Below are 26,796 nucleotides of genomic sequence, written 5' to 3'. Positions count from 1 at the left end.
TGCCCATTTGCATGATGGGCAGCAAGGGACGGAATACTTATAATTATTCCGCCGCCTCGACCTCCAGCAACATCGAAAGCTGCGCCTCATCCATATGCTGCGGATTGGCGCCGCGCATGCGCTGGCGGGCCAGCGGCTTGATGGTGACGCTTTCGGCGCTGGCGCTGTCGCCATAGCGGAAGACGTCGATCACACTGTCGAGATTCTCATAGACCACCGCCCGCTTTTCCGATGGCGCGGCAATCACCACCTGCAGGCCGATGTCCTCATAGAATTTGAGCAAGGTGCGCTGGTTGGGCCCGTCCATCTTGCTGAAGGCCTCGTCGAAGACGGCAAGGCCCAGACCCAGTTCCTCGGGCTCATACTGGCGGCGCGCGCCGTGATAGATGCTGGCCAGCGCCGCGCCGATGATGACGTAATAGGGCACCTGCCGCTCGGCGCCGCTGGCCGTGCCCTTGCGCCGGTCATAGCTGGTCTGGCGGCCCGAGGTCTGATCCTCCATCCGCAGATCGAAGGTGAAATAGTTGCGGTAATCCTGCCATGCGCTGAAATCGAGCGTCTCGTCGCTCAGCAGCCTTTCGACCTCGGCCAGGGCGCTGGCATGCTCGGCATCGCGCGGGGCGGCGCGGCCGAAGAGCGCGCCCAGCAGCGTGTCATCCTCCTCGCTCTCGCGCGCCAGACGGTGGAGCGCGGCGAACTCCTCGCGCGGGGAGGCCTTGAGCGTGTAGATCTCATTGTGCAGCGGGCGGTTGCGCAGGGCCAGAGACAGCGTCTCAAGTTCGGCGCGCAAGCTGTTGAAACGCGCGTTGAGTTCATGGATGAAGGCGGTGCGGAACAGGCGCCCGATCTGGTCCGCCGCCTCATCGGCCTGACGGCGGTACTGGATCAGCTCATTGTCCTCCAGCGCGGCGACATTGGCCTCGACCCAGGGCTGCACCTCGCTGAGGATGGTGCTTTGCGTGCCCAGCGGGGCGGTGCCGTCGAAGCTCACGCGATAATGGCCCAGCGCCTCGCGGATCTCGCCCTCGCGGCCGCGCCAGGCGTCGCGGGTTTCGTCGGCCTGCGCGGCCATATCCTGCATGATGCGGCCCGGCGCGCGGCCCTTCTGAGTGCGATAGGCGGCGCGCAGCTTGGGCAGCGATGCGGCAAGACCCACCCTCTCGCGGAAGGCGCGGCGGCGGAAGGACAGGCAGGCCCATGATCCGGGCGCGCCCTCGGCGGCGGCCAGGCGACGGTCGATTTCCAGCGCGACGCGGCGCAGATCGCCTTCGCTCTTGGCCAGATCGATGCGGCTTTCCTGAATCTCGCGCAGTTGCAGCCGCACCGCATCGAGCCGCTTGCCGATCGCCGGATCGACGGTGGCGGCGATGCGCTCCAGACCGGCGCGCAGATCGGCGCGCTGCTGGTCGAGCCGGTCGAGGGCATCGACCAGCAGATCGAGCCGCACCTCCGGCGCGGGTTCCTCGGCCAGCAGCGGCTCAAGCTGGCGCAGCATGGTCTGGTGGAAGGTCTGATGGTCGGCCTGCGCATCGCGCCATTGGCGCAGCTCGGCGATGCGCGCTTCCAGCTCGGCCTGCATCAAGGGGGCGGCGGCGCGGCCGATCTTCATATCGCGGCTGCGCAGCACCTCGACGATGAGGCCGCTGTTGTAGGCGCCGTCGCGCATGATGGCGCGCCCGCCCTCCAGCAATTGCGCCTGCGTGTCGGCCAGCCGCACCTGCCCGGTGCGGAACTGGATGAAGGCCAGCGCCAGATCGTCGCTGCTGGCAAAGACGCTGGCGAGCGTATCCGCCGCGCCCCCCTGCCCCTGAGTGCCAAGACGGCGGGTGTTGACCACACGGCAGCCACGATAGGCATCGCGTTCGCGCCGCAGGATCTCCACCGCGCGGGCGGCGTGCTGCGGATCGACCAGAATCGCCTCGCGGTCGCGGCCCAGCAGCGCCTCGGCGGCCTCGCGCCAGTCGGGTTGGGTGATTTCGGCGACCTGACAGAGGGCGCGCGGGTTCATGCCTTCGGCGCGCAGCACCTCCATCAGGGCGGCCACCCGCGTATCGAGCCTCACCTGCCCGGCGCGGGCCTGTTGCAGCCTGTCGCTTTCGGCGGCGATCTCGCCTTCCAGCCGGATACGCTCGGCGATGGCGGTTTCCAGGCGGGCGCGGATCTTGTCGGCGGCGGGCGTGGCGGCCTTGCGCGCCGATGCGATCAGCCCTTCCATGGCGACGGGGTCGCGCGGCCATTCCGGTGGGGTTGCGCCATTGCTGGCGTCGGCGATCTCGTCGAGCGCATGGAAGAAGACGCCCAGCTTCAGGGGCGCCAGCCGCTCGCGGTGATCGAGCAGCCCGGCGGCCAGAGCGATGGTGGAAAAGCGCCCCTCAAGCTGGCGCACCACGCGCTGGCGGTCCTGCTCGGTGCCCTTGAGCTGGCCTTCGACCACGGCGCGACGGCTGGCGGCATCCTGCGCCGCGAGTTGCGCCAGAAGGTTGCCCTCTTCCTCGCGCAGGGTCAGGCTTTCGGCATCGTGGCGGGCGATATCGGCCTTCACATCCTCCAAAGCCTGCGCCGTCTCGCGCTTTTCGCGCAGATTGGCGAAGAGCGCCCCGCCCGCCTCGACCAGCGCGGCCAGACGCGAGACACCGCGCGCGGTCTCCTCGCGCTCCAGCAGGGCAACGAAATCCTGCACCAGCAGGGCCAGAGCGCGCAGCATCTCCAGCCGCTTTTCCAGCTCGTGAATGTCCTTCTGCACATCGCGGTAGCGCTGGATCGAATCGCGCAATTCGCCGATGTCGATGTCGTTCTTCGCCAGCAGGAAGTTGTGCACGAAGCCCTCGACCGAGCGCATATCCTCGAAGGACAGCGCCATGACGAAGGCGCGGATAAAGCGCTCCGGATCGCTGAAGCGCCGCCCGGTGAAGAGATGCCGCATATAGTCGCGGATATGGTTGCGCGGGCCATCGGGGCGCAGCACTTCGCTGCCCTCCGCCGCGCAGGCCTCTTCCAGCCGCTGACGCACCAGCGACCATGGCGCCGAACGACGGGCGCCTTCACCCAGTTCCTCCACCAGCATCTGCGTGGTGACGCGGATGCCCGGCGCGACATAGCGCCCCACGACCTGCGCATCTTCGCCGACCGAAGCCTCGATGCACAGGCCCACGCTGACGGGTGGACGGGCGCCGGTGGGGTCCTCGAAGGTCAGGGCGATATGGGTGACGGCCTCGCGGCGCAGATACTCATCCTCGCTGAGCTGGCCGAGGCAATAGCCGCGCAGGGTGCGCTCCGACTTGCTGCCGCCCGTCTCGCCCGCCGAACGGTTAAAGCGATACCAGCGGCTGGAACCGCCCGCCATCACCGCCTGAACAAGGTCGATCAGCGTCGACTTGCCCGAGCGATTCTGCCCCAGCACCGCCGTATCGCCATGGATCGCCAGATCCTCCGCGGCGAAAAGATGCCATTGCACCAGCGCGATATGGGCCAGCTGCATCATGCGGCGATCTCCTCGTCCTGCGTTTCGTCCTCGGCTTCGGCGCCATCCTGCTGGCTGAGCAACTGTTCCAGATGGGCCAGCACATCGTCGCCCGTCACCGTGACGATCAGCGCGCGGATGGTGAGCGGAATGTCCTCCAGCTCCTCATCGGGTTCGCCCAGACGGACCAGCGCGCGGCGCTGCATGGTCAGCAGCAGCGCACGGAACTCGGCGATGGACAGCGCGGGGCGCCGGGCGCGGGCCACCATCTCCTGATAGGCATCATAGGCCGCGTTGAGCGAGAGCAGCACGCTGCCATAGCGCTCGACATGGCCTTCCTGCACCATCTCCTCCCACAGGCGGCGCAGCAGGAGCAGCATCAACGTTTCATCGAGGCGCATGCGCGGCAGGCGGATTTCCTCCAGATCGGGCAGGATGCCCGCCCAGCCCTCGGCCTCGCGCACAACCAGATGGTATCCGGCGACCGCGAAATAGTCGGAGAGCAGCTTTTCGATTGGCCCCTGGGCCAGCAGCTCGAACAGATTGGCCGAGCCGCGATCCTCGACATGCAGGAATTGATGGCGCAGCAGATGGTTGATGATCTGCGTCACGCGCTGGCGATGGCGCGGGTTGCGCGCTTCGAGCGCCTCGAATTCAGCGAGCATGGGTCTCTCCGCCGGAGGTCCGGCCAGTTTTGCGGGTCACCTGAAAATCGCTGCAGGTGAGCCAGTCATTGTCGATCCGCCGCCCAGGCAGCGCCGCAAAGGCGAAGTCCGGGGCCAGATGGCGGGATAGGGGGTTCTGGCGCTGGGCTGGCGTGATGCCGGAAAACACCGCGAGGCGCAGCGCCTCGAAGGCAAGGAAATCCTCGACCGTCGCGATGGTAAAGTCGCGGGCATCGGCCTGCGCGCCGGGCGCGATGCGCGCTTCGAGAAAGGCGCGCACCTGCTCGGGCTTGACCGCCAGCAGGTCGAGATAGCCCTTCTCCAGCCGCTTGCGCAGCTCCCGCAGGGGATCGGGCGGGGGCAGCACCAGCACATCGCCCGCCACGATGGGGCGGCGGTGGCGCGGGCGGGTCAGCAGAGCCGCGCAGATCGGCGCGGGGCGATCCTCCAGCAGGCCGTCCACCTCAAGCGGTTGCAACAGCAGCTTGTCCAGCTTCAGCAGCAAAGGCGCGCTGCGCTGAAGGAAGCCGCCGCTGCGCCGCCCGGCATAGCGCACCGTGTTGCGCAGCCGCGTCTCCAGCCGCGAGCGGTGCTGCTGGATACGCTCGAAAGCGTCCTCGATCTGGTCGAAGACACGGCGGATCTTGGAGAGATCATCGTAAACACTATCGCGCGCGCCGTGTGCATCCGCTGCCAGATGCGCCTCGACATAGGCCTCGGCGATCGCCTCGACGTCGCTCAGCGATTCCTCGATGGCGCCGATCGTGCCCAGAATGCGGTGGCGGAAGCGATAGGGATGCGAAGTGGTCGTAATCGCCACATAGTCCTGAAGCAGCAAGCGCTCGACGAAATCCTCGAAATAATGGCGCAGCCGCTCGCCCACGCTTGCGGCATCGACGACCTGCTTGTCGATCTCGCGCAGGGCGCTCAGCACGCTGCGCAAGTATCGCCCGAAGGTCGCGGCATCACGCGCCGCCTTGTGCAGCCCCAGCGCATTGTCGCGCGCATCGCGCTGCAGCGCCTCCAGCCCGTTCTTGATCTGGATGACGATGCCGCCGATCTGCTCGGAGACGCCCTCACGCAGGCCGCACAGGAACTCCACCAGCCGCATCGCGCCCGACGGCATATCGACGGTGACCTTCAGCCCGTAATGGCTTTCCTCCAGCCAGCCGGTGGCGTTGAGCCGGTTGTAGATATGGCGTGCACGGGCCATCGCCTCACCGGTGGCCTGGCTGTCGGCGGCCTCATGCCCCTTGCGGCGGATGCGGCGCCCACGGCGGGTGGAGAGTTCGTCCAGCACCACCGCGCTTTCATCCTCGCGCCACAGATCGGGGTGGTTGGCCAGTTCCTCATAGATGCGCCCGACGACATCGTTCTCGCCCGGAAAATGCAGGTCGGAGCGGAAGAAACCCTCATAGATGCCTACCAGCACCCGCTCGTAGAGAAAGCGGTTGGAGCCGGAAAACAGCGTGAAAGCATCGGGATGGAGCTGGCCGAACAGCATCAGGCCATAACCTGCGCCCGGCGGGATTTTCGCTTTACGACATGCACCTGAATAACGACCTTGACCGAGCCTTCCAGACCAACCCACGCACCGGGGTCAGCGGGGGCGGCGCCTTAGGCCCGCTGCATTTGGCCCCGCAAGCACGCCCTGGTTTTGATCCACAGGATTGATGCGCGCCTGCCCGCCCGGCACGACGAGCCGATGGTTGCGCCGGTCCGGCAGCGATCTATACCGTCCCGTATGAAGCCTTTGCTCCTTGCGCTCGCCATGCTCGCCGCCGACCCCGCGCCGGAGCCCGATCCCGCCGCCATCGATGTGGCCGATGCCATCGCCTGCAAACTGGATGCGCCGACCTACACCGGCTTTGCGCTGGCGCTGGCCAGCGGCGGGCCGGATGCGCCCGACGCGAAAAAGGGATGGCACAAGGTGGACTCGCACAATCCCTATATGAATGAATATGCCCTGCCCGCGCCGATCACCGTGGCGGGGCATTACAGCACCTCCCATATCGGCTTTACCGCCTCGGGGGTGGTGGCCATCCTCGATCTGCCCGACCCTGCGGTGATCGCGCAAGAGGAAGGCATCGCCAATTCCATGGACGCCGAGCCGCTGATCGACAGCCTGGTCGCCGCCGGCAAGGGCACCCGCGCCGAGATCGAGAAAAAGCTGACCTTCCGCAAATTCCTCGGCAACAAGGTGGTGGCCGAGCACCGCATCCCGCCCGCCGCCGGGGAAAGCTTCGGCCTGCACACCACCATCACGCGCGAGATTTCCAACGTCAGCACCGCGCCGGGCAAGACGCTCTATGGCTGTTCCTACAGTCAGGAGATCACCGACAAGGACGGCAAGCCGCTCTAAAACCGGCTGAGCCTTCGATCGGCCATGGCCGCGCGCAAAATGGCCTTTGCCAACGTTAGCAGCTTGTGCCAATCGCCCGAAGATTGTATATGACACCGCATGACAGAAACGGCTCAGGCGGCGATCCCGCAGTTTTTCAGAGTGGCTCAAGAAGATGACGTGGCCGTCGCGCTGACCGCGCTGGACAGCGGCCAGAGCGTCGAAATCGACGGGCAGGCCATCACCCTGCGCGATGCAATTCCGCGCGGACACAAATTCGCGCTCCACCCCATCGCCGCCGGGGAGCGGGTGCATCGCTATCGCGCGCCCATCGGCCTTGCCACCGCCCCCATCGCCACGGGCGAGCATGTGCACAGCCACAATCTGCGCACCGGCCTCTCGGGCGAGGTCACCTACACCGCCAGCGACCACCCCGCCGCCCGCCATGCGACTGCCCCTGTGGTGAAGCGCACATTCGAAGGCTATCTGCGCCCGGATGGCCGCGTGGGCACCCGCAACGAGATCTGGATTCTCCCCACCGTCGGCTGCGTCGGTCGCCTGGGCGAGCGGCTGGCCAGCAAGGGCGAGGCGCTGTTCGCGGGCCGCATCGATGGCATCAACGCCTTCAACCACCCCTTCGGCTGCTCGCAGCTTGGCGCGGATCTCGACGGGACGGCGGCCATTCTGGCGGCTCTGGCGCAGAACCCCAATGCGGGCGGCGTGCTGCTGCTGGGGCTGGGCTGCGAGTCGAACCAGCTCGACGGCATGCTGGCACGCATCCCCCCCGAGCGCCGCGAGCGCCTGCGGGTCTTGCGCGCCCAGAGCGAGAGCGACGAGTTCACCGCTGGCATGGCGCTGCTGTCTGAACTGGTCGATCTGGCTGCTAACGACAAACGCCAGAGCGTGCCCCTGTCCGCCCTGCGCCTCGGCGTGAAATGCGGCGGATCGGATGCGATGAGCGGCCTCACCGCCAATGCGCTGATCGGGCGGATGGCCGATGCCGTCACCAATGCCGGCGGCACCGCGATCCTCACCGAAATCCCGGAAATCTTCGGCGCCGAGCAATTCCTGATGGAACGCGCCGACAATGCGGAGGTGTTCAACCGCCTCGCTGAAGTCACCAACCGCTTCAAACGCTACTTCCTCGAACATGGCGAGCCGGTCTCGGAAAACCCCAGCCCCGGCAACATCGCGGGCGGCATCACCACGCTAGAGGAAAAGTCGCTCGGCGCGATCCAGAAGGGCGGCCTCGCCACGGTGATGGATGTCATCGACTATGGCGAGCAGACCCGCGTGAACGGCCTCACCGTGCTGGAGGCGCCGGGCAATGATGCCGTCTCGACCACCGCTCTGGCGGCGGCGGGGGCGACGATCACGCTGTTCTCCACCGGGCGCGGCACACCGCTGGGCAGCCCGGTGCCCACACTCAAGATTGCCTCCAATTCGGCGCTGGCCACCAACAAGCCGGGCTGGATCGATTACGATGCGGGCCAGGTCTTCGAAACGGGCATGGAGGCCTGCGCGGATGACCTGCTCGACCTCATCATCGCCACCGCCAGCGGCAAACAGGCCCGCAATGAGGTGAATGAGGAACGCGCCATCGGCATCTGGAAACGCGGCGTGACGCTTTAATCCCCCTCACCCAAGATCCCAACCTTCCACAGCAGGTATCCACGATGCGCAAACTTGCCCTGAATCCTGACCGTCTGTTCTCCAGCGACCCCACGCAGCGCGCCATCGCGCGCGAGCTTTACGGCAGCATCGCCGACCTGCCGATCATCAGCCCGCACGGCCATACCGATCCGCTGTGGTTTGCCGACAACCACAATTGGACCAACGCCACCGAGCTGTTCCTGGCGCCCGACCATTACGTCTACCGCATGCTCTACAGCCAGGGCATCGCGTTGGACGATCTGGCCATTCCGCACCGCCAGGGCGTGCCCGCCACCGATCCGCGCAAGGCGTGGAACCTGTTCGCCGCCAATTATCACCTGTTTCGCGGCACGCCCTCGCGCCTGTGGCTCGACCATGTCTTCGCTTCGGTCTTCGGGATCGAGGTGGCGCTGGAGGCCGCTTCCGCCGACCTTTATTTCGACACGATCAACGAGGCGCTGGCGACCGAGGCCTTCCGCCCCCGCGCCCTGTTCGACCGCTTCAAGATCGACTTCCTCGCCACCACCGAGGGCCCTCAGGACGACCTTTCGGCGCATCATCGCATCCATCAGTCGGGCTGGAAGGGCCGCGTGGTCACCACCTATCGCCCCGATGCGGTGATCGATGTCGAGCATGAGAAATTCGCCAAATCGATGGCCCGTTTCGCCGACCTCACCGGCGAGGATGTCTGGAGCTGGAAGGGTTATCTGGCCGCCCATCGCAAGCGCCGCGCCGATTTCCGCGCGGCGGGCGCCACCGCCACCGACCACGGCCACCCCACCGCGCTGACCGCCAACCTCTCCCCCGCCGAAGCCGAGGCGCTGTTCGCCAAGGTGACCAAGGGCGACTGGACGCCAGCCGATGCCGAACTCTTCCGCGCCCAGATGCTCACCGAAATGGCGGGCATGTCGGCGGAGGACGGCATGGTGATGCAGATCCACCCCGGCGCCTGCCGCAACCACAATGACGGCCTGTTCCACAGCCATGGCCGCGACAAGGGCGCCGACATTCCCACCCGCACCGATTACGTCCATGCGTTGAAGCCCCTGCTCGACCGGCATGGCAACAATCCGGACCTGTCGATCATCCTCTTCACGCTGGATGAAAGCGTCTATGCCCGCGAACTGGCGCCGTTGGCCGGGCATTACCCCTGCCTCAAGCTGGGCCCGGCATGGTGGTTCCATGACAGCCCGGAAGGCATGCGCCGCTTCCGCGAAACAACCACCGAGACGGCGGGCTTCTACAACACCGTAGGCTTCAACGATGACACGCGGGCGTTCCTGTCGATCCCCTCGCGCCATGATGTCGCGCGGCGGGTCGATTGCGCCTTCCTCGCCCGTCTGGTGGCCGAGCACCGCCTTGAGGACTGGGAAGCCGCCGAGCTGGCCCATGACATGACCAACGGGCTGGTCAAGCAGGCCTATCGCATCGAGGAGCCGCTGAGCGACAGCAAGGCCGCCTGAGCGTCTGTTTGAAAATCCGGCAGAAGAGCCGGATTTTGCGGCACCAGCCCTCTTCCCCGCCCGGCCACCCACAGGATACTGCCGATGAGTGGCCGGGCGGGGAAATGGGCAGGCACCGCCAAGACAATGCCTCCCTTCTCAGTCACCCGAAAGCACGACCATGACGGCCATCTTCCAGTTCGGCACCAGCCGCTTCCTGCAGGCGCATGTGGACCTCTTCGCATCGCAGGCGCGCGAGGCGGGGCAGAGCGTGCCCCCCATCACCGTCGTGCAGACCACGATGGACCCGCAGCGCGCGCGCCGCGTGGCCGCTTTCGGCGCGCCCGAGGGCTATCCCGTCATCCTGCGCGGCCTTGCCGAGGATCACACCCCCGTCGAGCAGACGGTCACCGTGCGCAGCGTGGCGGCAGGTCTCGCGGCCTCCACGCAATGGGAGGCTTTGAAGGCCCGTTTCGGGCAGGAGGCGACCTATGTCATCTCCAACACCGGCGATCAGGGCTACAGGCTGGCCGACGAGGACCGCCAGCTTGACCTGAACAGCGACACCCGCCCGCACAGCTTCCCCGCCATGCTGCTGGCGCTGCTGCATCACCGCTGGCAAGATGGCGGCTCGCCGGTCACGATCCTTCCCTGCGAGCTGGTGCGCCGCAATGGTGAGGTGCTGCGCGGCATCATCGGCGATCTGGCCAGGCAGGCCGGAGCCGAACAGGCCTTCCTGACGTGGCTGCTGGAGGATTGCCTCTGGATCAACACGCTGGTCGACCGCATTGTCTCGGAACCCATCGAACCGATCGGCGCCATTGCCGAACCCTATGCGCTCTGGGCGGTGGAGCGCCAACCGGGGCTGGCCATGCCCTTCACCCACCCCGATGTCGTGCTGACCGACGATCTTGAGCCTTACGAGAGGCTCAAGCTGCATATCCTCAATCTGGGCCACACATGGATGGCGCAGCGCTGGCTCGATGCGGGCAGCCCAGCCGGGCAGACAGTGCGCGAGGTGATGCAGGACCCGCAAACGCTCGCCGCACTCAAAGCCCTTTACGCGCAGGAAGTCGTGCCCGGCTTTACCGCCCATGGTCTGGGCGATCAGGCGGCAGCCTATGTCGAGACGACGCTGGCGCGTTTTGCCAATCCCACGCTCGATCACCGCCTTGCCGACATTGCCTCAGGCCATGCGGCCAAGCTGGACAAGCGCGTCGCGGGGTTCATCGACTGGGTCAGCGAACGCGACCCCGCCCTCGCCCTGCCCCGATTGCGCCATCTGAGCGGGGAGAATATTTCCGCCTGAAAAGGCTTGCTCCTGACGCCGCCCTCATCTAGTTAAGAATCAATCGCAACAAGCGACATTCACACAGCATGAGGGCTGCTCAGGAAGGACCATCCATGACCCGTCACGTCTCGCCGCCGATCCACCAGACCACCGCGCCCACCCCCATGCTGGTCGACGCGATCCGCTGCTGGAGCGAGGCGCGGCTGACCGGTCAGGCGGTGCAGCCCAGCCTGACACGCGTGCTGGGCGACCATGACTGCATCATGCTGACCCCGGTGCTGGACAGCCTGATCCATCTCTATGAGATCGGCCTTGGCCGCCCGCTGCGCGCCGGGGACGGCCCGGATATCTCCGAGGACGAGCATCTGCTGCTCGACCTGATCGATGGACGCTTTTCGCGCAAGGCCTGCCTCTCCTGCGACAAGGAGATCGCCAGCGCGCTGGATTGCGCGATCTGCTCGACACGGATCATGATGGCGCTGAGCATTCCGGCGCATCGGCCTGCGCCGTCGCTGCTGCTGCAGTAGCGCTGCCCGGCACCAGTCCGCTTCCTCGCCCGGTCACGCATCGGTCGTATCCTGTGGGTGGCCGGGCGGGGGAGCGGGCTGGTGCCGCAAAATCCGGCTCTTCCGCCGGATTTTCAAACAGACTCGCCCTAACGCGCCCGCGCCGACGTTGCCCATTGCATAATCGCGGCGCTCAGCGCATCGGCCAGCGGATGGTGCCCGCCCGGCCCGATCATCACGAACTCCACCATCGGCAGGGCGGGCAGCCCGGCCAGCACCACCGCCAGCCCCGGCGGCATCAGCCGCGCCGAATGCGGCATCACCCCGATCCCGGCGCGCGCCGCCGCCGTCAGCCCGGCCAGGCTCGCGCTGGTGAGCGCGATATGCCAGGGTTGTCCGATGCGCTCCAGCACCTCCAGCGCGCGGGCGCGGGTCACGCTGGGCGGCGGATAGAGCAGCAGCGGCAGAGGTTCGCCAACCGGCGGGCGGTAATCGGGGCGGCCCACCCAGACGATGGGCTCGCTCCACACAGTGGTGCCGCGCGTATCGCCCCGGCTGCGTTTGACCAGCAGCACATCGAGCAGCCCAGCATCGAACTGCTCATAAAGCGTCTCGCTCAAACCGGCGGTCAGCTCCAGCGTGACCTCGGGCGAGCGCCGCACGAAATCGGCCAGCACATCGGGCAAAGCTGAGAGCACGAAATCCTCCGAAGCGCCGATCCGCAGCCGCCCGCGCAGCCGTGTTCCCGACAGGTAACGCCCCATCCGCTCATGCGCATCGAGCACACGGCGGGCATGGTCGAGCATCGCCTCGCCCTGCGCCGTCACGCTGACACGATGGGTATCGCGGTCGAAAAGGCGGCGGCCGGTCAGTTCCTCCAACCGCTTGATCTGCTGGCTGATCGTCGACTGGCGCAAGCCCAACGCGCGCGCGGCACCGGTAAAGGTGCCCGCCTGAGCTACGGCGACGAGCGCACGCAGCAGGTCGGGCGGGATCATTCCGCTCTGGTTATCATAATCCATGATGACTGTTACCACGGTCACCAGAATTGTGCATCACCCTTTGCAGGCCTAATTTCCGAAGCAACCAACAGGGAGTTTCGCCATGATATCCACCCTCCGCAACATGATCGCCCGCCTGCCGATCGATCCCTATCTGCTGCTGCTCATCGGCACGGTGGGTCTGGCCGCACTGCTGCCCGCGCAAGGCTCCGGCAAGGTGATTGCCGATGCGGCGGTCAACGTGGCGGTGGCGCTGCTGTTCTTCCTCTATGGCGCGCGGCTTTCGCCTCAGGCGGTGTGGTCGGGGCTGGCGAACTGGCGGCTGCAGGGGCTGACCTTTGCCAGCACCTTTATCCTCTTCCCGCTGATCGGCCTTGCGCTGCAAGGCACGCTGCGCCCCTTCCTGCCGCATGATCTGCTGGTGGGGATGCTCTATCTCTGCCTGCTGCCCTCCACGGTGCAAAGCTCGATCGCCTTCACCTCGATCGCGCGCGGCAATGTGCCCGCCGCTTTGTGCAGCGCCTCTGTGTCCAACCTGCTGGGGGTGGTGATCACCCCGCTGCTGGTCTCGCTGCTGCTGCCCGGATCGAGCGTGGGCTTTTCCACCAAGGCGCTGGAGGACATCGGCATGCAGATCCTGCTGCCCTTCGTGGTGGGTCAGGCCGCGCGCCCGCTGATCGGCGACTGGCTGCTGCGCCATCGCACACTGACCTCGGTTGTGGATCGCGGATCGGTGCTGCTGGTGGTCTATGCCGCCTTCAGCGCGGGCATGGTGGCGGGCGTGTGGTCACAGCTTTCGGCCTGGGATCTGGCGGTGGTGCTGGGGCTGTGCCTGCTGGTGCTGGCGCTGGTGATCGGCGCCACGACATGGGCCAGCCGCCGCTTCGGCTTCGACATTCCCGACGAGATCGCCATCGTCTTCTGCGGTTCGAAGAAGAGCATGGCGGGCGGCCTGCCGATGGCGACCATCCTGTTCCCCGGCCATGCGGTGGGCATGATCGTGCTGCCGCTGATGCTGTTCCATCAGGCCCAGCTTTTCGTCTGCGCCACGCTGGCCCGGCGCTATGGCGCCCGCGACCAGCAAGCCGCCGCCATGCCCGGCAACGCCCTGAACGCCTAAATAACCCCGCCTTCCGCCACGCAGCGATAGAGTTCTGCGGGGCGGAAGGCGGTTTCGACCTCGCGCTCACCGGTGGGTGCGATCCAGCCGCTGTCCAGCATGCGGCGGCGGAAAGCGGGCTTGTTGAGCGAGGTGCCCAGAATGGCCTCATGCACCGCCTGCAGATCGCGCAGGGTGAAAAGCGCGGGCAGCAGGGCGAAGGCCAGCGGCGTATAGTCCAGCTTGCCCTTCAACCTTTCATGGGCCAGCGCGACGATCCCAACGTGGTCGAAGGCAAGCGCCTCCTCCATCGCGGCCAGCGGCATCTGCACCAGCCCCTGCCCCGCCGCCACGGCCTCCGCCAGTTCTCCCGCAGGCAGAAGCGCGAAATAGGCCACGCTGACGATACGCATGCGCGGATCGCGCGCGGGGGCGCCAAAGGTGTAGAGCTGCTCCAGCCATGCCTGCTTCCCGCCGAAACCGGCCTTGCTGGAAAGCACCCGCGCGGCGGCCTCACCCAGCCCTTCCGCCGGGCCGACGAAGCCGCCCGGCAGCGCCAGAACGCCCGCGAAAGGCGGCTGGTCGCGCCGCTGGAGCAGCACCGTCAACTGCCCTTCCACCACGCTCATCAGCACCAGATCGACGGTGACGGCCATGGGCGGATAGGCTGAAGGATCATAGGCTTGAAGGTCATGCTGGGTCATAGGCAAAACTTATGTCTTGACTGGATATATGTCAAATGGATATAAGGTCCCTACAGCGAGTCGGGGAGTCCGCCTCGCATCAGCTTTCGAGGGAGCCTCGGATATGAACGACACCATCGATTTCGGCGTCTTTATCGGCCGCTTTCAGCCGCTGCACATCGGCCATGAACATGTCATCACCCATGCGCTGGAGCGGGTCAATCGCCTGATCGTGCTGGTGGGCTCGGCCAATATGGCGCGCGATCCCCGCAACCCCTTCACCTATGCCGAGCGCGAGACCATGCTGCGCGCCGCCTTCCGCCATGAAGTGGCCGAGGGCCGCCTGATCATCGCCCCGCTCGACGATCACCTCTATTCCGACACCGCCTGGGTGACGCAGGTGCAGCGCACCGTGCGGGCCATCGTGCTGGATCACGGCAACCACCATGGGTTCCAGAGCCACGGCCTCAGCGATTTCCGTGTGGCGCTGGCGGGCTATGGCAAGGATGCCTCGTCCTATTATCTCAAGCTCTTCCCGGAATGGGAGAATCTGCAGATCGACAGCCAATACGGCACCTTTTCCTCCAGCGATGTGCGCCAGCGCTATTTTCAGCGCATTCCCGATGTCGCAGGCTCGATCCTCTCGACCGGCGTGGCGGAGTTCCTGCGCCATTTCATGCTGGGCGACACCTTCCGCGCCCTGCTGGAAGAGGCCGAGTTCCTCGCCGCCTATCCCGCGCAATGGGGCAAGGGGCCTTTCGTCACGGCGGATGCGGTGGTGGTGCAATCGGGCCATATCCTGCTGGTCGAGCGGGGCCGCGCCCCCGGCAAGGGCCTGCTCGCCCTGCCCGGCGGCTTCGTGAACCCGGCCGAGCGCATCCGTGACGCCGCGATCCGCGAATTGCGCGAGGAAACCTCGATCAGCGACGGCAAGGGGCAGATCCCCCCCGCCATGCTGGCCAGCTTTATCGAGGACTCGCGCAGCCGCGTTTTCGATGCGCCGAACCGGTCCTTGCGTGGGCGGATCATTACGCACGCCTTCCTCTTCCGCCTGCCCGAACGGCGCAAGCTGTTCAGCGTGAAGGGCGGCGACGATGCCGCCCATGCCCGCTGGTATCGCTTCGGCGACCTCAGCCCCGAGATGCTCTTCGAGGACCACTGGTCGATCATCGAGGAGATGGCGGACCTTTAACCCGCCCCTGACTGCCCAAAACTGAAAGAGGTCTGCCGCGCAGGGGAGCCCTGCGTCCGGCGTCACTGTGAGGAGTTCACATCATGACCAATCTCATCCTGGCCACCGACAGCTACAAGCACAGCCACTTCCTGCAATATCCGCCCGAGGCCCGCGCGATCAGCGCCTATGTCGAGGCGCGGCCCAATGACTTCGCCGATGAGGTGCTGTTCATGGGCCTGCAGCCCTTCCTGATCGACCTGCTGGCCCGCCCGATCACCAACGCGGACATCGACGAGGCCGAGGCCATCTGCACCGCCCATGGCGTGCCCTTCAATCGCGCGGGCTGGCAGATGATCGTGGATGACCACAAGGGCTTCCTCCCTATCGAGATCCGCGCTCTGCCCGAGGGGATGATGGTGCCCACCGGCGTCCCTCTGCTGCAGGTCGAGACCACCGATCCGCGCCTGCCCTGGCTGGCCACCTTTGTCGAAACCGCCCTGCTGCGCGCCATCTGGTACCCGACCACGGTCGCCACGCTGAGCTGGCAGTGCCGCCAGATCATCCGCGCCGGGCTGGAACGCACCAGCGACGATGTCGCGGGCCAACTGCCTTTCAAGCTGCACGACTTCGGCGCGCGCGGCGTCAGCAGCGGGGAAAGCGCCGCGCTGGGCGGCATGGCCCATCTGGTGAATTTCATGGGCACCGACACGATGGAGGCCCTGCTTGCCGCCCGCCGCTATTATGGCGCGGATATGGCGGGCTTCTCGATCCCCGCTGCCGAGCACAGCACGATCACAAGCTGGGGCCGGGCCCGCGAACAGGACGCCTATGCCAATATGCTCGACGCCTTCGAGGGCGAAGGGCGTCTGGTGGCAGTCGTCTCGGACAGCTACGATCTGGATGCGGCCATCACCGGCATCTGGGGCGGCGCGCTGCGCGAGAAGGTGCTGACGCGCAAGGGCACGCTGGTCGTCCGCCCCGACAGCGGCGATCCGGTCGAAACCCCGATCCGCGCGATCAAAACGCTGTGGGAGGCCTTTGGCGGCACGATCAATGGCAAGGGCTTTCGGGTGCTCGATCCGCATGTCCGGGTGATCCAGGGCGACGGCATGACCATCAAAAGCATCGCCCGCCTGATCGACCGTCTGGGGGAGGAAGGTTTTGCCATCGACAACATCGCTTTCGGCATGGGTGGCGGACTGCTTCAGCAGGTCAACCGCGACACGCTGCGCTTTGCGATGAAGGCCAATGCCATGCGCGATGCCGATGGCCTGTGGCGCGATGTGAACAAGCAGCCCGCCACCGATCTCGCCAAAGCCAGCAAGGCGGGCCGTCAGGCCGTGGTGAGGCGCGATGGCAGACTGGTCGCCGCGCGGCTCGATACGGTGGAAGCGCAGGAGGATCTGCTGGTGCCGGTGTGGCGCGACGGGCAGATGCTGGTGCGCCACAGCTTTGCCGATCTGCGCGCCAGAGCGGCGGGTGAAGCGGTTCTGCCCGCCACGCTGGAAACGGCTGCGGCCTGACGAAAGGATGATCCCATGATCGATCTGCAAACACAGGACCGTGCGCTGGGCGCCTTGCTCGGCCTTGCCACCGGCGATGCTCTGGGCACCACGCTGGAGTTTTCCACCCGCGACAGCCTGCCGCCGCTCACCGATATCGTCGGCGGCGGCCCGTTCCAGCTTGAGGCCGGGGTCTGGACGGATGACACCTCCATGGCGCTGGCTCTGGCCGAAAGTCTGGCGCAGCGCGGCTCGCTCGATCCGGGCGACCTGATGCGGCGCTTCGTCAACTGGTGGCGTTGGGGCGTCTACAGCGCCACGGGTGAATGCTTCGATATCGGCACGGCCACGCGGCAGGCCCTCGCCCGCTTCGAGGCGGATGGGAACCCCATCGCCGGTTCGACCGATCCCTTCAGCGCGGGCAATGGCTCGCTGATGCGCCTCGCGCCCGTCGCCATCTGGGGCGTGAAGCATGGCGAACAGGCGATGCGTGACGCCGCCCGCCTGCAAAGCGCAACCACCCATGGCGCAGAGGCCTGTCTGGATGCCTGCGAAGGCTATGCGCTGATCCTGCATGCCGCCATTCTTGGCGCTGATTTCGAAACAGCGGTCAAGGCAGTCGAGGGCATCGGCGGCGATCCTATCGCCGCCATTCTCGCCGGAGGATGGCGCGGCAAGGATCGGGTCGCGATCCGGTCCTCAGGCTATGTCGCGCATAGTCTGGAGGCGGCCCTGTGGTGCGTCGACCAGACCGGAAGCTACCGCGATGCCGTGCTGCTGGCCGCCAATCTGGGCGACGATGCCGACACCACGGCCGCCATCACCGGCCAACTGGCCGGAGCGCTTTACGGCATGAGCGGCATTCCGGCAGAATGGCTGGCCACACTGGCCTGGCGGGACCGCATCGCCGAGATGGCGCAAGCTTTGCTCACCCCGTAACTTTGACGGCGCTATCGCGGCTAGATATCCCCCAGCCCCTCCAGCTCGCGATCATGCGCGCCCAGTTGCACGAACTGGTCAAGCAGCCATGAGGCAGCGGGGCCCGGCGGCGTATCGCGCCGCCACACACCCGCGAAGCGATAGGTGCCGCCCGGATGATCGGGCATATGCAGCTTGACCAGAGTGCCCGCCGCCAGATCGCCCTCGATCATATGCTGCGGCATATTGCCCCAGCCGATCCCCTCGCGCAGCAGGGCATGCTTGGCGCCCAGATCGGCCAGACGCCAGGTGCGCGGGCTCATCACCGAGAAATCCTGCCCTTCGGTAAAGCGTGAACGGTCAGTCAGCACAAGCTGCACATAGTCACGCCCCGCCCCCGGAGTGATCCGCTCCATGCAGCCGAGCGGATGATCGGGCGCGGCCACCGGCACCATCGGCACCGATCCGGCGCTCAAGGCCTCGATGCCCTTGACCCCTGCCGCCAGAGGCCCGGAAATCCCCACCACCGCGATGCGGTCCAGCACCATCGAGGGCACCGCCCCCAGCGCCTCGGTATGCAGGCGCAACTGCACGGTGGGATAGGTCTGGCGGAACTCGCGCAGCACGCGTCCCAGCCTTTCGGCGGGCAGCATCACGTCCACGGCCAGATCGACCTCGGCCTCCAGCCCATCGAGCAGGCCCTTCACCTTGGCGCGCAGCCCGTCCATGCCCTGATGGATGGCGCGGGCCTCGGCCAGCAGGGCGCGGCCTGCCGTGGTCAGCACCGGCTTGCGCGATCCCTCGCGCTCGAAGAGCATCACGCCGAGCTGGGTTTCCAGATTGACCACGCCATAGCTGATCACCGAGACCGCCCGGCCCAGTTGACGCCCGGCGGCGGCAAAGCTGCCCGTATCGACCACAGCCAGAAAGATGCGCAACTGATCGAAGGTGGGGGTGCCGGGATTGCTCATGCGTATCGGCCTATCCAGCGGGTTGGAAAGGGTCAATCCGCTTTCGGGCCAGCTTTCGGGTCAGAGCCATCCCCGCCCAGCATCCAGGCGCGGGGCATGCGCTTGCCCTTGATGCGCCCGGTCAGGTGAAAGCACCGGCAACGGTCGCAAAGGTAGGGGCGCAGGGGAAAGGGCGCGCCAAGAGCGGCCTGCAGGGCCTCCTCCTGCGTGGCATAGCGGATTTTTCTGAGGCAGATGCTCAGGCGGGTTCTCATGAAGACGGTTCTGGCGGCAAGGCCCTGCGCGGGCAAGAGATTTGGGATCGCAGGCCCGGAAATCTGGTGTATCAGCCGGGGGATTTTCCGCCGCAACCTCGGGATAATTTGGGTCTGTCATGGCAAGAACCGCATTGATCGCCGCCGCCGTTCTGGCCCTGACAGCATCACCGGGGCAGGCACAGACCGCCGCGCCCACCCCTATATCCACTATCGCCAACCGGGTGCTCATGCAGCTTGAGGAAGCGCTGTTCCCCACGCTCCGCACCCGGCCGGTGCAAAACGCCCTGCGCCCGGTGATCGAGACGCGCAACGCCCGCTATGACGCCTGCGGCAATGCTGCCCCCTGCCGGATCGAGAGCGCGCTCTGGACGCCCGAGGAGCTGGCACAGGCCACATCGGGGGCCAGTCATGGCGATGCCCTGACGCGCGAGCTGGCCGGGCTCAACGGCATCATCCATGTCTATGGGCAGGGTCAGCCGCCCGCCTCTCCCGCCATCGACGGGCCCGATCCCAAGGCCACATTGAGCAATCAGGACACCATCAGCGCCGCACTGGAACGGGTCGATCTGCTCAAACAGCAGGCGCCCGCCGCCGATCGCGGCCTGTTGCTGGCCCTCACCCTGCTCGATGGCGCCGACCGGCTCGATGCCATCCGCTTCGGCCCCTTGGCGCGCACCGAGAATGCCGCCGCCTTTGCCCGCGCCCGCCGCATGAACTGGGCGCGCTATCGCTACACCGCGCTGATCGTGCCGGGCATCGGGCCGGAGGATCTGGTCACCCCGCTCAGCGCCAGCGGCAAGGCCAATGTCGATCTGGCGGCGGCGCGCTATCGCGCGGGGCTGGCGCCCTTCATCATCCTGAGCGGAGCCTCGGTCCATCCGCGCGGCACGCGCCGCGTCGAGGCCATCGAAATGCGGCAGGCGCTGATCGAGCGCTATGGCATTCCTGCCGACGCTCTGGTGATCGATCCCTATGCGCGGCACACCACCACCAATCTGCGCAATGCTTCGCGCCTGCTGATCGCGATGAAGGCGCCGGTGACGCGGCCCGCGCTGATCGTGACGCATGACTATCAGTCGACCTATGTCGTCACCGAAGCCTTTGCCAGGCGCAATCAGGCCCAGCTCGGCTATCAGCCCATGGTGCTGGAGAAGGCGACGGTCCGCAACGAAATCCCCGCCCGGCCCGACCGCCAGTCGCTGCAGGTCGATCCGCGCGACCCACTGGACCCTTAACCGACCAAACCGGCACCGGCCCACTCCTCCGCCCGGCTACCCTGCGGTGGTATCCTCTGGGTGGCCGGGCGGGGGAGCGGGCCGGTGCCGCAAAATCCGGCTCTTTCGCCGGATTTTCCTAGAGCGCACCCTCGGGCACATGGTCGACGATGGCGGCGTTGCGATAGCGCCGGTCGCCGGTCACCTCGCGCCCGATCCAGTCGGGCAGATCCACGCGCTGGCCCACCTCGGTCAGCTCGACCTCGGCCATGATCAGCCCTTGCGCATGGCCCGCAAAGACATCGACCTCCCACACCAGCCCGCGATAGGGCACGCGGTAACGGGTCTTGTCCAGCACCGGCCGGGCGCAGAGCCGGTCGAGCAGATCCTGTGCTTCCTCGACAGGGATGGCATATTCGAACTCGAGCCGCGCCGGGCCGGCATCGCCGCCCTTCACCGTCAGCCACGCGCGGTCGCTGGCCAGTCGCACGCGCACGCTGCTGTCGTCACTGCGCGAGATATAGCCCTGGCAGAAACGCTGCCCCGGCTCCGCATCGTGGCGCCACCGGTCATCCGCGACCAGAAATTTCCGCTCGATCTCGATGGGCATAAAAGCTCTGGATGGCGTGCTCCGGGGAGTGAAGCGCCTGCCGATAATCCCACAGCTCAGCGAGGCTGTCAAAGCACGATCCGACGAAGCGCCGCTTTTGCCTGACCGAAACATGCATAATGGCTGGAGCATCGTGCGAAAAAGCGGGAACCGGCTTTTGCATAAAACGATGCGACAACAAAAAGTTAGAGCATGCGGCGTGATTTCTGAATCACGCCGCATGCTCTAGGTAATCGCGTGTAAGCTGACATCAGCGTTTTTTGACCCGGCTGCTCTATCACAGGCCCGCAAACGGCATGAGGGACCCGAGACCATGTTCTGGAGACGGCGCAAGGAGGAAGCATGGCAAGAGGATCCGTCGCCATCCTTCGGCGCATCGCCCGAGGACGAGTTCCCCTCCGCCGCCAAAGCCGAACCGGCCACCATGCGGGTGATCCGCAGCGACGCCTCGCTGGGCAATCTTTCGCCCGAAAGCTTCCGCTTTGCCGGGGCTCCGGCGATGCTGGTGATCGCCTATGTCTCGCCCCATGTCGATTTCCGACAGGTGGTCGCCCGGCTGCGGCTGCTGAGCGCACCGGCAAGGCTGATCGCGGTCACCACCGCGGGCGAGCTGTGTGATCCGGGCGACAGCAGCGGCCATGCGCCATCCCAGCTCTATTGCTCCGCCGATGGCGACTGGAACAATCTGGTCGTGCAGATCTTCGGCGCCGATCTGCTCAGCGCCGTCAGCGTCCACAGCGTGCCGCTGGCCAATGAGGACATTCGCGCGGGCCATCCCCAAAAATCGATCCACCAGCGACTGGAGGAAATCTCCGCCCATCTGGCGAGGGTGACCCCGCCCTTCCCCATTCATCACGAGGATACGCTGGCGCTCACGCTAATCGATGGCCTGTCAGCCTCGGAAAACTTCTTCATGGAAGCGGTGTATCAGAGTCAGCGCTTCCCCTGCATCTTCATCGGCGGCTCCTCGGCGACCGAGACCGGTGCGAAATTCCGGCGGCAGGACGGCACGTGGCTGTTCGACGGCAGCGATTTTGTGCAGCATTGCGCGCTGGTCGCCTTTGTGAAGATGCAGGAAGGCGCCCGCTTCGGCATCTTCAAGACCCAGAATGTCGCGCCGGTCGGCAAAAGCCTGGTGGTGATGGAAGGCACGGTGGAAACCAGGCAGGTCACCTCCGTGGCGCAGGAGGGCACGGTGGACATCGTGCCGGTGATCGATGCCATGTGCGAGATGATGCAATGCCGCCCTCACGAGCTGAAGGCGCGCATGAAACACCATGATTTCGCGATCATCATGAATGGCGAGCTGTTCGTCCGCTCGGCCTCGAACATCGATGTCGAGCGCGGGGTCGTCACCTTCTATTGCGAGGTCAATGCCGGCGACGTGCTGCATCTGGTGCGCACCACGGATTTCCTCCGCCAGACGCGGCAGGATCTGACCGCCTTCCTGCAGGGCAAACCCGATCCGGTGGGCGTGGTGCTCAACGATTGCGTGCAACGCCGCACCAAGAACCCGGAGCGGCTGCGCGACCTCGACGGGCTGTGGGGCGACGCGCCGGCGGCGGGCTTTTCCACCTTCGGCGAATTGCTGGGCATCAACCTCAATCTGACGCTGACGGCGGCGGTGTTCTTCCGTGTGGCGCCGGGCGAGGCCTTCCACGATCCCTATATCGACCACTTCCCGATCTATTACGCCGGTTTCGCGCGTTATTTCGTGGAGACGCGGCTCAACCAGCAGCGGCTGGTCAATGCGCTGCGCCAGAAGCTGATCGGCGGCCTCATCGATTTCGTCACCCGCGCCAGCCGCCTGACGCTGGAGCTGGATCAGGCCGTCAGCGGCACCGATGAGGCGCGCCGCAATGTCGAGAGCATGCGGGTGCAGGCGCAGGCGCAGATCCATGAGATGGCGCAGAACGACCGCACCGGCTTGCTCGATGCCGAGTTCCGCAAGGTTTCGGCCACCACGCGGCGCCTGCGCGAGATCGTCGAGGTGATCGACAACATCAACATGCAGACCAATCTTCTGTCCCTGAACGCGGGGATCGAGGCGGCGCGCGCGGGCGAAGCGGGCCGCGCCTTTGCCGTGGTGGCCAATGAGGTGCGCAATCTGGCCAATGTCACCAGCACCACGCTGGACCAGAGCAAGGGCTCATTGGGCGAGGTCGAGGAGTCGATGCGGCGGCTGGGCGACCATGTCGCGGAATCGGAGAGCAAGCTGCTGGGCGCGCGCGACGGGCTGAGCGTGATCGCCGGTTCGCTCGACGAGATGTTCGGATCGTTCCAGAGCATCACGGCCCTGCTGGGCATGGTGGAGCAGATGGCGCAGCAGCAAAGGACGATGATGAACCGCATCGAGCAGGACACCGAAAGGCTGCGGCATATCGAAAGGTAAAGGGTTCAGCGCCCCGCTGTCGGCAGGTTCCAGCCGTAATGCACCGAAACCATGCGCAGGGTGAAACAGGCCAGCCCGCCCGCCAGCGCCACCAGACGCGGATCGAGCTTCATCGCCCGCCCGGCCACCACCACCAGCGCGCCCAGCAGTGCCGCCACGGCATAGATATCGGTGCGCAGCACGCGCGGCACCTCATTGAGCACCAGATCGCGCATCGCTCCGCCGCCCACGCCGCTCAGCGTGCCGAGGAAGATCGCGGGGACGGCATGGACGCGGTGCTCCAGCGCCTTTTGCGTGCCCGCCACCGCCGCCAGCGCCAGACCCGCGGCGTCCAGCGCCACCACCAGCGGCATCGCGCCCTGCCTGAGGGCGGTATGCAGGAACCATGCCGCCAGCGCCGCCGCGATCACCACAAAGCTGTAATGGCCGTCGCTGACCGCCGCCGGTCGGCCCGAAGCAAGCAGCAGATCGCGCAGCAGGCCTCCGCCAAGGCCCGTGAGGAAGGCCACCACCAGCAGGCCGACCGGATCGAGCCCCGCCGCGACACCGGCCAGCGCGCCTTCAGCGGCGAACACAAAGGTCGCGCCAAGATCGGCGCTGCGGACGACGCCGCGAATAAGTGTCGATTGCTTGGTCATGGGCGTGGCCGATCCGGAGTTTGCGCCAACCTTCTAAAGCAGTTGCGCCAGCAGGTTAAGCCTGTGCCCCACACAGCACAAAGGCCGGACCCGAAGGCCCGGCCTTTTCCGATCACCCAGCCGGTTCTTACCAGCAACCGTGCCAGCGGCACCATTCGTGGCGGCGCCATTCGTGGTCGCGACGCCAGTCCTGCTCGCGGCGCCATTCCCAATAGCGGTGGCGCTGCCAGTCATCGTCGTAACGCGGCGGCGGCGGCGGGGGATAATCCCGGCCCCAACCCGGCGGCGGAGGCGGCGGCGGGCCGCCCCACTCCTGAGCGCTGGCGGGCGTTGCCGCCAGCGATGCGAAAACGGTGCCAATCCCCATGGCTGCAATCCAGAACCTGCGCATGATGAACCTCCAATTCCATCAAACTGTGCAGTGGGATGTGCCATGGCGGGACTGAATGCATGGTGGCTTTGCCGATGCCCAAGGTTCAGCTTGGTTGGGCATCGGCAAGGTTACGCAGGTCAGAATTTGGTGCGCAGGGTTACGCCATAGGTGCGCGGATCACCCAGAGTGGCGCGCTGCGCACCGAAATTATCGGCCGATAGCGTGAGAAAATAGGTCTTGTTGGTGATGTTGCGCCCCCAGAACTGGATATCATAGCGCCCATCCCCCGCCCGGATGCCGAAGCGCAGATTGAGCAGGCCGTAAGCCGGGATCAGCGAATAGATCGAATCATTGGCCGTGGTGTAAATGGACGAACGATACGAATAATCCGCCCCCAGATAGCCTTCCGTATCATGGCCGAAGTTGCGGCCCAGCGGGGCATGCGCCTCGCCGCCGACAGAGCCGGCCCATTTCGACACGCCGGGCAATTGGCGCCCGCTCATGTTGCACAGCGTCTGGCCGGTCACCTCGATGGGGCACGGCGAATTGGCGTAGGAGACATATTTGGCATCGTCATAGGTGCCCGAGGCATAGAGCGAGAGCCAGTCGCCCACCGTCCCGCGCAGATCGGCCTCGACCCCGCGCGAGCGCACCTTGCCGACATTGGTGAAATAGCTCTGATTGTTGCGCGTCACATCGACGATGGTGGTCTGGAAATTGCTGTCGTCGGTCCAGAAGCCGTCGATGTTGGCGACCAGATGGCCGCGCAGCCAACTCGTTTTCAGCCCCACCTCATAGCTGTTGATCGTCTCGGGCCCGATCACCGGATTGGCGGCATAGGCCCCGGTGGTGACGATGTTGGCCAGATTGAGCCCGCCAAACTTGTTGCCGCGCGAATAGGTGGCATAGGTCAGCACATCGGGCGTGATCTTCCACGAGAGCGTCGCCTGTCCCGACAGGCGCCCGGCGCTGGTGCGCGCCGTGAAAGAATTGGCCACACCATAACGCGCGCGCAGGGTCTGGGCGATGGTCTGCTGCGCGAGGGTGAGGCCCGAGAGATCGGCGCCGCTGGCGGTCTGGTCGAACCAGCCGGTCTTGGTCTCATAGGTGTAGCGCAGGCCGGTGGTCAGATCGACATTGGGCACCACATGCCACACCGTCTGGGCGAAAGCCGCGTAAGAGTTGGTGACCGGCGAGGAATGGCTCAAGATGGTGTAATTGTTCAGCCCCGCCGCTGCGGCTTGTTGATCGCTGGTCGGCGCATACCATGCACCCGCCTGCGCGCCATAGGCGTTCAGCGCCTCGGCCTTGATCTGCTGATAGAGGTAATAGACCCCCGCGACATAATCCAAGCGATGCGCGCCTGCAGAAGCAATGCGCAGTTCCTGACTGAACTGCTTCTGGTTGTTGCTCTGGTGGAAATCGCGCCCGGCATCGAGGCTGGTGTTGTCGCCATCATTGTGCGGATACCAGTTCCACGCGCGATAGGCGGTGACCGAGGTGATGGTCGCATTGTTCAGGCTGAGATCGGCGGTGGCCGACACGCCATGCTGGTTCATCCGGTAATTCTGTAGCCCGTCATTGTCGACCAGCCGCGCGGAAGGGTCTGCGGTGATCGGGCTGTAGCCCACCGCCTTCGCCCGGTCGGTGAAGTTGTTCGCGAAATTGGTGCCGTTGGTGTAGCTGCGGATCACCCCGGTCAGCACGCTGGCGGCGGTGTTGCTGTGCTGGTTGCCATAGTCGCCGATGATGCGCAGCTTGAAGTTATCGCTCGGCGTGAAGAGCAACTGCCCGCGCAGGCTGAAATCGTGATAATCCTGCCCATGGCTGCCGTCATGAATGTTGGTCGTGTAGCCATCACGGTCGGTCTTCGACACGAACAGCCGCGCGGCCAACTTATCGGCAATCAGCGGCCCGCTCAGATAGGCATGGACCTGCGTGTAATCGTAATTGCCCCGGCTGACATCGCCGCCCGCCTCGGTTTTGAACGTCGGCGCCTTGGTGTTGATCACCACCGCCCCCGCCGAGGTGTTCTTGCCGAACAGCGTTCCCTGCGGCCCGCGCAGCACCTCGATATGGTCGAGGTCGGCCATATCGAACACCGCCTGCCCCGGGCGCGCCAGATAGACGCCATCCTGATAGACGCCGACGGCCGGCTCCAGCCCGTCATTGTAGACCGAGACATTGTTGCCCAGCCCGCGAATGTTGATGCTGGTGTTGCGCGGATTGGTGACGGTGACCACCAGGCTGGGGGTCAGCGATTGCAGATCGCGCAGATTGTAGGTGCGGGTCGCCTCGATCTGCTTGTTGGAAAAGGCGCTGATCGCGACGGGCACGTCCTGGCTCTTTTCGTTGCGGCGGCGCGCGGTGACCAGAATGTCATCCACCGGCGCGGCGGCATCGGCCTCAGCGGGCGCAACAGGCGCGGTGTCCGCATGGGTCAGCACCGGCACCAGCAGCGCGGGCAGCACACAGGCGGCCAGCGCCAGACGCGACAGATCGCCCCGGCAGCGGGCGTGAAAAGCATTCTTGGCCATGATCCCTCATTCTCGGCTTTGTCTCTATGGCCAAATGCCTATGGATTTTATGAGGCATGGAACAACATA

General features: G+C 65.9%; 22 protein-coding genes. 11 read left to right on the top strand and 11 right to left on the bottom strand.

The window, feature by feature from the left end:
• Window positions 1-43: 43 nt before the first annotated feature.
• From ABDW49_RS07105 to ABDW49_RS07095, 3 genes are read right to left on the bottom strand one after another with little or no spacing between them, the layout of a single operon-like run.
• Window positions 44-3,481: an SbcC/MukB-like Walker B domain-containing protein gene (locus ABDW49_RS07105; RefSeq protein WP_343610736.1), complete on the bottom strand. Its 3,438-nt coding sequence runs from the start codon at window positions 3,479-3,481 to the stop codon at window positions 44-46.
• A complete protein-coding gene (locus tag ABDW49_RS07100) occupies window positions 3,478-4,125 on the bottom strand; it encodes a DUF4194 domain-containing protein (protein ID WP_343610734.1) in 648 nt (215 codons plus the stop codon). Before ABDW49_RS07100 ends, ABDW49_RS07105 begins: the two co-directional genes overlap by 4 nt.
• Window positions 4,115-5,629 (bottom strand): Wadjet anti-phage system protein JetA family protein, encoded by a 1,515-nt coding sequence (locus tag ABDW49_RS07095; protein ID WP_343610732.1) that lies wholly within the window; start codon window positions 5,627-5,629, stop codon window positions 4,115-4,117. The genes ABDW49_RS07100 and ABDW49_RS07095 overlap by 11 nt, the downstream gene beginning before the upstream one ends.
• Window positions 5,630-5,869: 240 nt before the next feature.
• Here ABDW49_RS07095 and ABDW49_RS07090 point away from each other — a divergent pair, with 240 nt between their 5' ends.
• The 5 genes from ABDW49_RS07090 (at window position 5,870) to ABDW49_RS07070 (ending at window position 11,379) form a co-directional block, all read left to right on the top strand.
• The gene (locus ABDW49_RS07090) at window positions 5,870-6,487 is read left to right on the top strand and encodes a hypothetical protein (protein ID WP_343610730.1); all 618 of its coding nucleotides are present in this window, start codon (window positions 5,870-5,872) and stop codon (window positions 6,485-6,487) included.
• Between the two features lie 99 nt (window positions 6,488-6,586).
• Window positions 6,587-8,098: an altronate dehydratase family protein gene (locus ABDW49_RS07085; protein ID WP_343610729.1), complete on the top strand. Its 1,512-nt coding sequence runs from the start codon at window positions 6,587-6,589 to the stop codon at window positions 8,096-8,098.
• A 44-nt stretch (window positions 8,099-8,142) separates the two neighbouring features.
• Window positions 8,143-9,582, top strand: a complete 1,440-nt coding sequence (uxaC, locus tag ABDW49_RS07080; RefSeq protein WP_343610728.1) for a glucuronate isomerase — start codon at window positions 8,143-8,145, stop codon at window positions 9,580-9,582.
• Window positions 9,583-9,742: 160 nt separating this feature from the next.
• Complete coding sequence (locus ABDW49_RS07075; RefSeq protein ID WP_343610727.1) at window positions 9,743-10,870, top strand: mannitol dehydrogenase family protein; 1,128 nt, start codon at window positions 9,743-9,745, stop codon at window positions 10,868-10,870.
• 95 nt (window positions 10,871-10,965) lie between these two features.
• Window positions 10,966-11,379 (top strand): hypothetical protein, encoded by a 414-nt coding sequence (locus tag ABDW49_RS07070; RefSeq protein WP_343610726.1) that lies wholly within the window; start codon window positions 10,966-10,968, stop codon window positions 11,377-11,379.
• A 128-nt stretch (window positions 11,380-11,507) separates the two neighbouring features.
• Here the strand turns inward: ABDW49_RS07070 and ABDW49_RS07065 are convergent, their stop codons facing one another.
• The gene (locus ABDW49_RS07065; RefSeq protein WP_343610725.1) at window positions 11,508-12,380 is read right to left on the bottom strand and encodes a LysR substrate-binding domain-containing protein; all 873 of its coding nucleotides are present in this window, start codon (window positions 12,378-12,380) and stop codon (window positions 11,508-11,510) included.
• Between the two features lie 82 nt (window positions 12,381-12,462).
• Here ABDW49_RS07065 and ABDW49_RS07060 point away from each other — a divergent pair, with 82 nt between their 5' ends.
• Window positions 12,463-13,479, top strand: a complete 1,017-nt coding sequence (locus ABDW49_RS07060) for a bile acid:sodium symporter family protein (protein ID WP_343610723.1) — start codon at window positions 12,463-12,465, stop codon at window positions 13,477-13,479.
• Here the strand turns inward: ABDW49_RS07060 and ABDW49_RS07055 are convergent.
• A complete protein-coding gene (locus ABDW49_RS07055; RefSeq protein WP_343610721.1) occupies window positions 13,476-14,162 on the bottom strand; it encodes an NUDIX domain-containing protein in 687 nt (228 codons plus the stop codon). The genes ABDW49_RS07060 and ABDW49_RS07055 overlap by 4 nt on opposite strands.
• A gap of 103 nt (window positions 14,163-14,265) precedes the next feature.
• Between ABDW49_RS07055 and ABDW49_RS07050 the strand changes: the two genes are divergently transcribed.
• The 3 genes from ABDW49_RS07050 to ABDW49_RS07040 all read left to right on the top strand — a co-directional run bounded on the left by ABDW49_RS07050 (window position 14,266) and on the right by ABDW49_RS07040 (window position 17,756).
• Window positions 14,266-15,333: a bifunctional nicotinamide-nucleotide adenylyltransferase/Nudix hydroxylase gene (locus ABDW49_RS07050; RefSeq protein ID WP_343610720.1), complete on the top strand. Its 1,068-nt coding sequence runs from the start codon at window positions 14,266-14,268 to the stop codon at window positions 15,331-15,333.
• An 83-nt stretch (window positions 15,334-15,416) separates the two neighbouring features.
• Entirely contained in the window at window positions 15,417-16,838 is a 1,422-nt protein-coding gene (locus tag ABDW49_RS07045) for a nicotinate phosphoribosyltransferase (RefSeq protein WP_343610719.1), read from the top strand.
• Between the two features lie 15 nt (window positions 16,839-16,853).
• A complete protein-coding gene (locus ABDW49_RS07040) occupies window positions 16,854-17,756 on the top strand; it encodes an ADP-ribosylglycohydrolase family protein (RefSeq protein ID WP_343610718.1) in 903 nt (300 codons plus the stop codon).
• Between the two features lie 20 nt (window positions 17,757-17,776).
• On the opposite strand, the gene ABDW49_RS07035 is transcribed toward ABDW49_RS07040, so the two are convergent.
• Together ABDW49_RS07035 and ABDW49_RS07030 are read right to left on the bottom strand one after the other, a co-directional pair.
• Window positions 17,777-18,706: a LysR family transcriptional regulator gene (locus tag ABDW49_RS07035; RefSeq protein ID WP_343610716.1), complete on the bottom strand. Its 930-nt coding sequence runs from the start codon at window positions 18,704-18,706 to the stop codon at window positions 17,777-17,779.
• 32 nt (window positions 18,707-18,738) lie between these two features.
• The gene (locus ABDW49_RS07030) at window positions 18,739-18,960 is read right to left on the bottom strand and encodes a hypothetical protein (protein ID WP_343610715.1); all 222 of its coding nucleotides are present in this window, start codon (window positions 18,958-18,960) and stop codon (window positions 18,739-18,741) included.
• Between the two features lie 119 nt (window positions 18,961-19,079).
• On the opposite strand from ABDW49_RS07030, the gene ABDW49_RS07025 reads away from it, so the two are divergent.
• Window positions 19,080-20,198 (top strand): YdcF family protein, encoded by a 1,119-nt coding sequence (locus ABDW49_RS07025; protein WP_343610713.1) that lies wholly within the window; start codon window positions 19,080-19,082, stop codon window positions 20,196-20,198.
• A gap of 118 nt (window positions 20,199-20,316) precedes the next feature.
• Here the strand turns inward: ABDW49_RS07025 and ABDW49_RS07020 are convergent, their stop codons facing one another.
• Window positions 20,317-20,787, bottom strand: coding sequence for a CYTH domain-containing protein (locus tag ABDW49_RS07020; protein WP_343610711.1), 471 nt, complete (start codon window positions 20,785-20,787; stop codon window positions 20,317-20,319).
• Window positions 20,788-21,100: 313 nt separating this feature from the next.
• On the opposite strand from ABDW49_RS07020, the gene ABDW49_RS07015 reads away from it, so the two are divergent.
• Window positions 21,101-23,179, top strand: a complete 2,079-nt coding sequence (locus ABDW49_RS07015) for a methyl-accepting chemotaxis protein (protein WP_343610709.1) — start codon at window positions 21,101-21,103, stop codon at window positions 23,177-23,179.
• Between the two features lie 5 nt (window positions 23,180-23,184).
• Here the strand turns inward: ABDW49_RS07015 and ABDW49_RS07010 are convergent, their stop codons facing one another.
• The 3 genes from ABDW49_RS07010 to ABDW49_RS07000 all read right to left on the bottom strand — a co-directional run bounded on the left by ABDW49_RS07010 (window position 23,185) and on the right by ABDW49_RS07000 (window position 26,727).
• Window positions 23,185-23,817, bottom strand: a complete 633-nt coding sequence (locus tag ABDW49_RS07010; RefSeq protein WP_343610707.1) for a TRIC cation channel family protein — start codon at window positions 23,815-23,817, stop codon at window positions 23,185-23,187.
• A 127-nt stretch (window positions 23,818-23,944) separates the two neighbouring features.
• Complete coding sequence (locus tag ABDW49_RS07005; protein WP_343610705.1) at window positions 23,945-24,208, bottom strand: hypothetical protein; 264 nt, start codon at window positions 24,206-24,208, stop codon at window positions 23,945-23,947.
• 119 nt (window positions 24,209-24,327) lie between these two features.
• On the bottom strand, window positions 24,328-26,727 hold the full coding sequence (locus tag ABDW49_RS07000; protein ID WP_343610704.1) for a TonB-dependent receptor: 2,400 nt from the start codon (window positions 26,725-26,727) through the stop codon (window positions 24,328-24,330).
• Between the last annotated feature and the right edge of the window lie 69 nt (window positions 26,728-26,796).

Origin of the sequence: Novosphingobium sp. (genome assembly GCF_039595395.1) — a bacterium.
Taxonomy (GTDB): domain Bacteria; phylum Pseudomonadota; class Alphaproteobacteria; order Sphingomonadales; family Sphingomonadaceae; genus Novosphingobium.
Note: the sequence above shows the minus strand (reverse complement) of the source record. Positions and strands in the feature narration are given on the sequence as shown.

What these genes read in the sequence shown, in the direction of transcription:
- ABDW49_RS07070 (WP_343610726.1), top strand. Translation starts at nt 10,966, where the DNA reads ATGACCCGTCACGTCTCGCCGCCGATCCACCAGACCACCGCGCCCACC.
- ABDW49_RS07010 (WP_343610707.1), bottom strand. Translation starts at nt 23,817, where the DNA reads ATGACCAAGCAATCGACACTTATTCGCGGCGTCGTCCGCAGCGCCGAT.
- ABDW49_RS07015 (WP_343610709.1), top strand. Translation starts at nt 21,101, where the DNA reads ATGTTCTGGAGACGGCGCAAGGAGGAAGCATGGCAAGAGGATCCGTCG.
- ABDW49_RS07005 (WP_343610705.1), bottom strand. Translation starts at nt 24,208, where the DNA reads ATGCGCAGGTTCTGGATTGCAGCCATGGGGATTGGCACCGTTTTCGCA.
- uxaC (WP_343610728.1), top strand. Translation starts at nt 8,143, where the DNA reads ATGCGCAAACTTGCCCTGAATCCTGACCGTCTGTTCTCCAGCGACCCC.
- ABDW49_RS07020 (WP_343610711.1), bottom strand. Translation starts at nt 20,787, where the DNA reads ATGCCCATCGAGATCGAGCGGAAATTTCTGGTCGCGGATGACCGGTGG.
- ABDW49_RS07045 (WP_343610719.1), top strand. Translation starts at nt 15,417, where the DNA reads ATGACCAATCTCATCCTGGCCACCGACAGCTACAAGCACAGCCACTTC.
- ABDW49_RS07065 (WP_343610725.1), bottom strand. Translation starts at nt 12,380, where the DNA reads ATGGATTATGATAACCAGAGCGGAATGATCCCGCCCGACCTGCTGCGT.
- ABDW49_RS07000 (WP_343610704.1), bottom strand. Translation starts at nt 26,727, where the DNA reads ATGGCCAAGAATGCTTTTCACGCCCGCTGCCGGGGCGATCTGTCGCGT.
- ABDW49_RS07055 (WP_343610721.1), bottom strand. Translation starts at nt 14,162, where the DNA reads ATGACCCAGCATGACCTTCAAGCCTATGATCCTTCAGCCTATCCGCCC.
- ABDW49_RS07060 (WP_343610723.1), top strand. Translation starts at nt 12,463, where the DNA reads ATGATATCCACCCTCCGCAACATGATCGCCCGCCTGCCGATCGATCCC.
- ABDW49_RS07035 (WP_343610716.1), bottom strand. Translation starts at nt 18,706, where the DNA reads ATGAGCAATCCCGGCACCCCCACCTTCGATCAGTTGCGCATCTTTCTG.
- ABDW49_RS07095 (WP_343610732.1), bottom strand. Translation starts at nt 5,629, where the DNA reads ATGCTGTTCGGCCAGCTCCATCCCGATGCTTTCACGCTGTTTTCCGGC.
- ABDW49_RS07075 (WP_343610727.1), top strand. Translation starts at nt 9,743, where the DNA reads ATGACGGCCATCTTCCAGTTCGGCACCAGCCGCTTCCTGCAGGCGCAT.
- ABDW49_RS07025 (WP_343610713.1), top strand. Translation starts at nt 19,080, where the DNA reads ATGGCAAGAACCGCATTGATCGCCGCCGCCGTTCTGGCCCTGACAGCA.
- ABDW49_RS07090 (WP_343610730.1), top strand. Translation starts at nt 5,870, where the DNA reads ATGAAGCCTTTGCTCCTTGCGCTCGCCATGCTCGCCGCCGACCCCGCG.
- ABDW49_RS07040 (WP_343610718.1), top strand. Translation starts at nt 16,854, where the DNA reads ATGATCGATCTGCAAACACAGGACCGTGCGCTGGGCGCCTTGCTCGGC.
- ABDW49_RS07105 (WP_343610736.1), bottom strand. Translation starts at nt 3,481, where the DNA reads ATGATGCAGCTGGCCCATATCGCGCTGGTGCAATGGCATCTTTTCGCC.
- ABDW49_RS07100 (WP_343610734.1), bottom strand. Translation starts at nt 4,125, where the DNA reads ATGCTCGCTGAATTCGAGGCGCTCGAAGCGCGCAACCCGCGCCATCGC.
- ABDW49_RS07030 (WP_343610715.1), bottom strand. Translation starts at nt 18,960, where the DNA reads ATGAGAACCCGCCTGAGCATCTGCCTCAGAAAAATCCGCTATGCCACG.
- ABDW49_RS07050 (WP_343610720.1), top strand. Translation starts at nt 14,266, where the DNA reads ATGAACGACACCATCGATTTCGGCGTCTTTATCGGCCGCTTTCAGCCG.
- ABDW49_RS07085 (WP_343610729.1), top strand. Translation starts at nt 6,587, where the DNA reads ATGACAGAAACGGCTCAGGCGGCGATCCCGCAGTTTTTCAGAGTGGCT.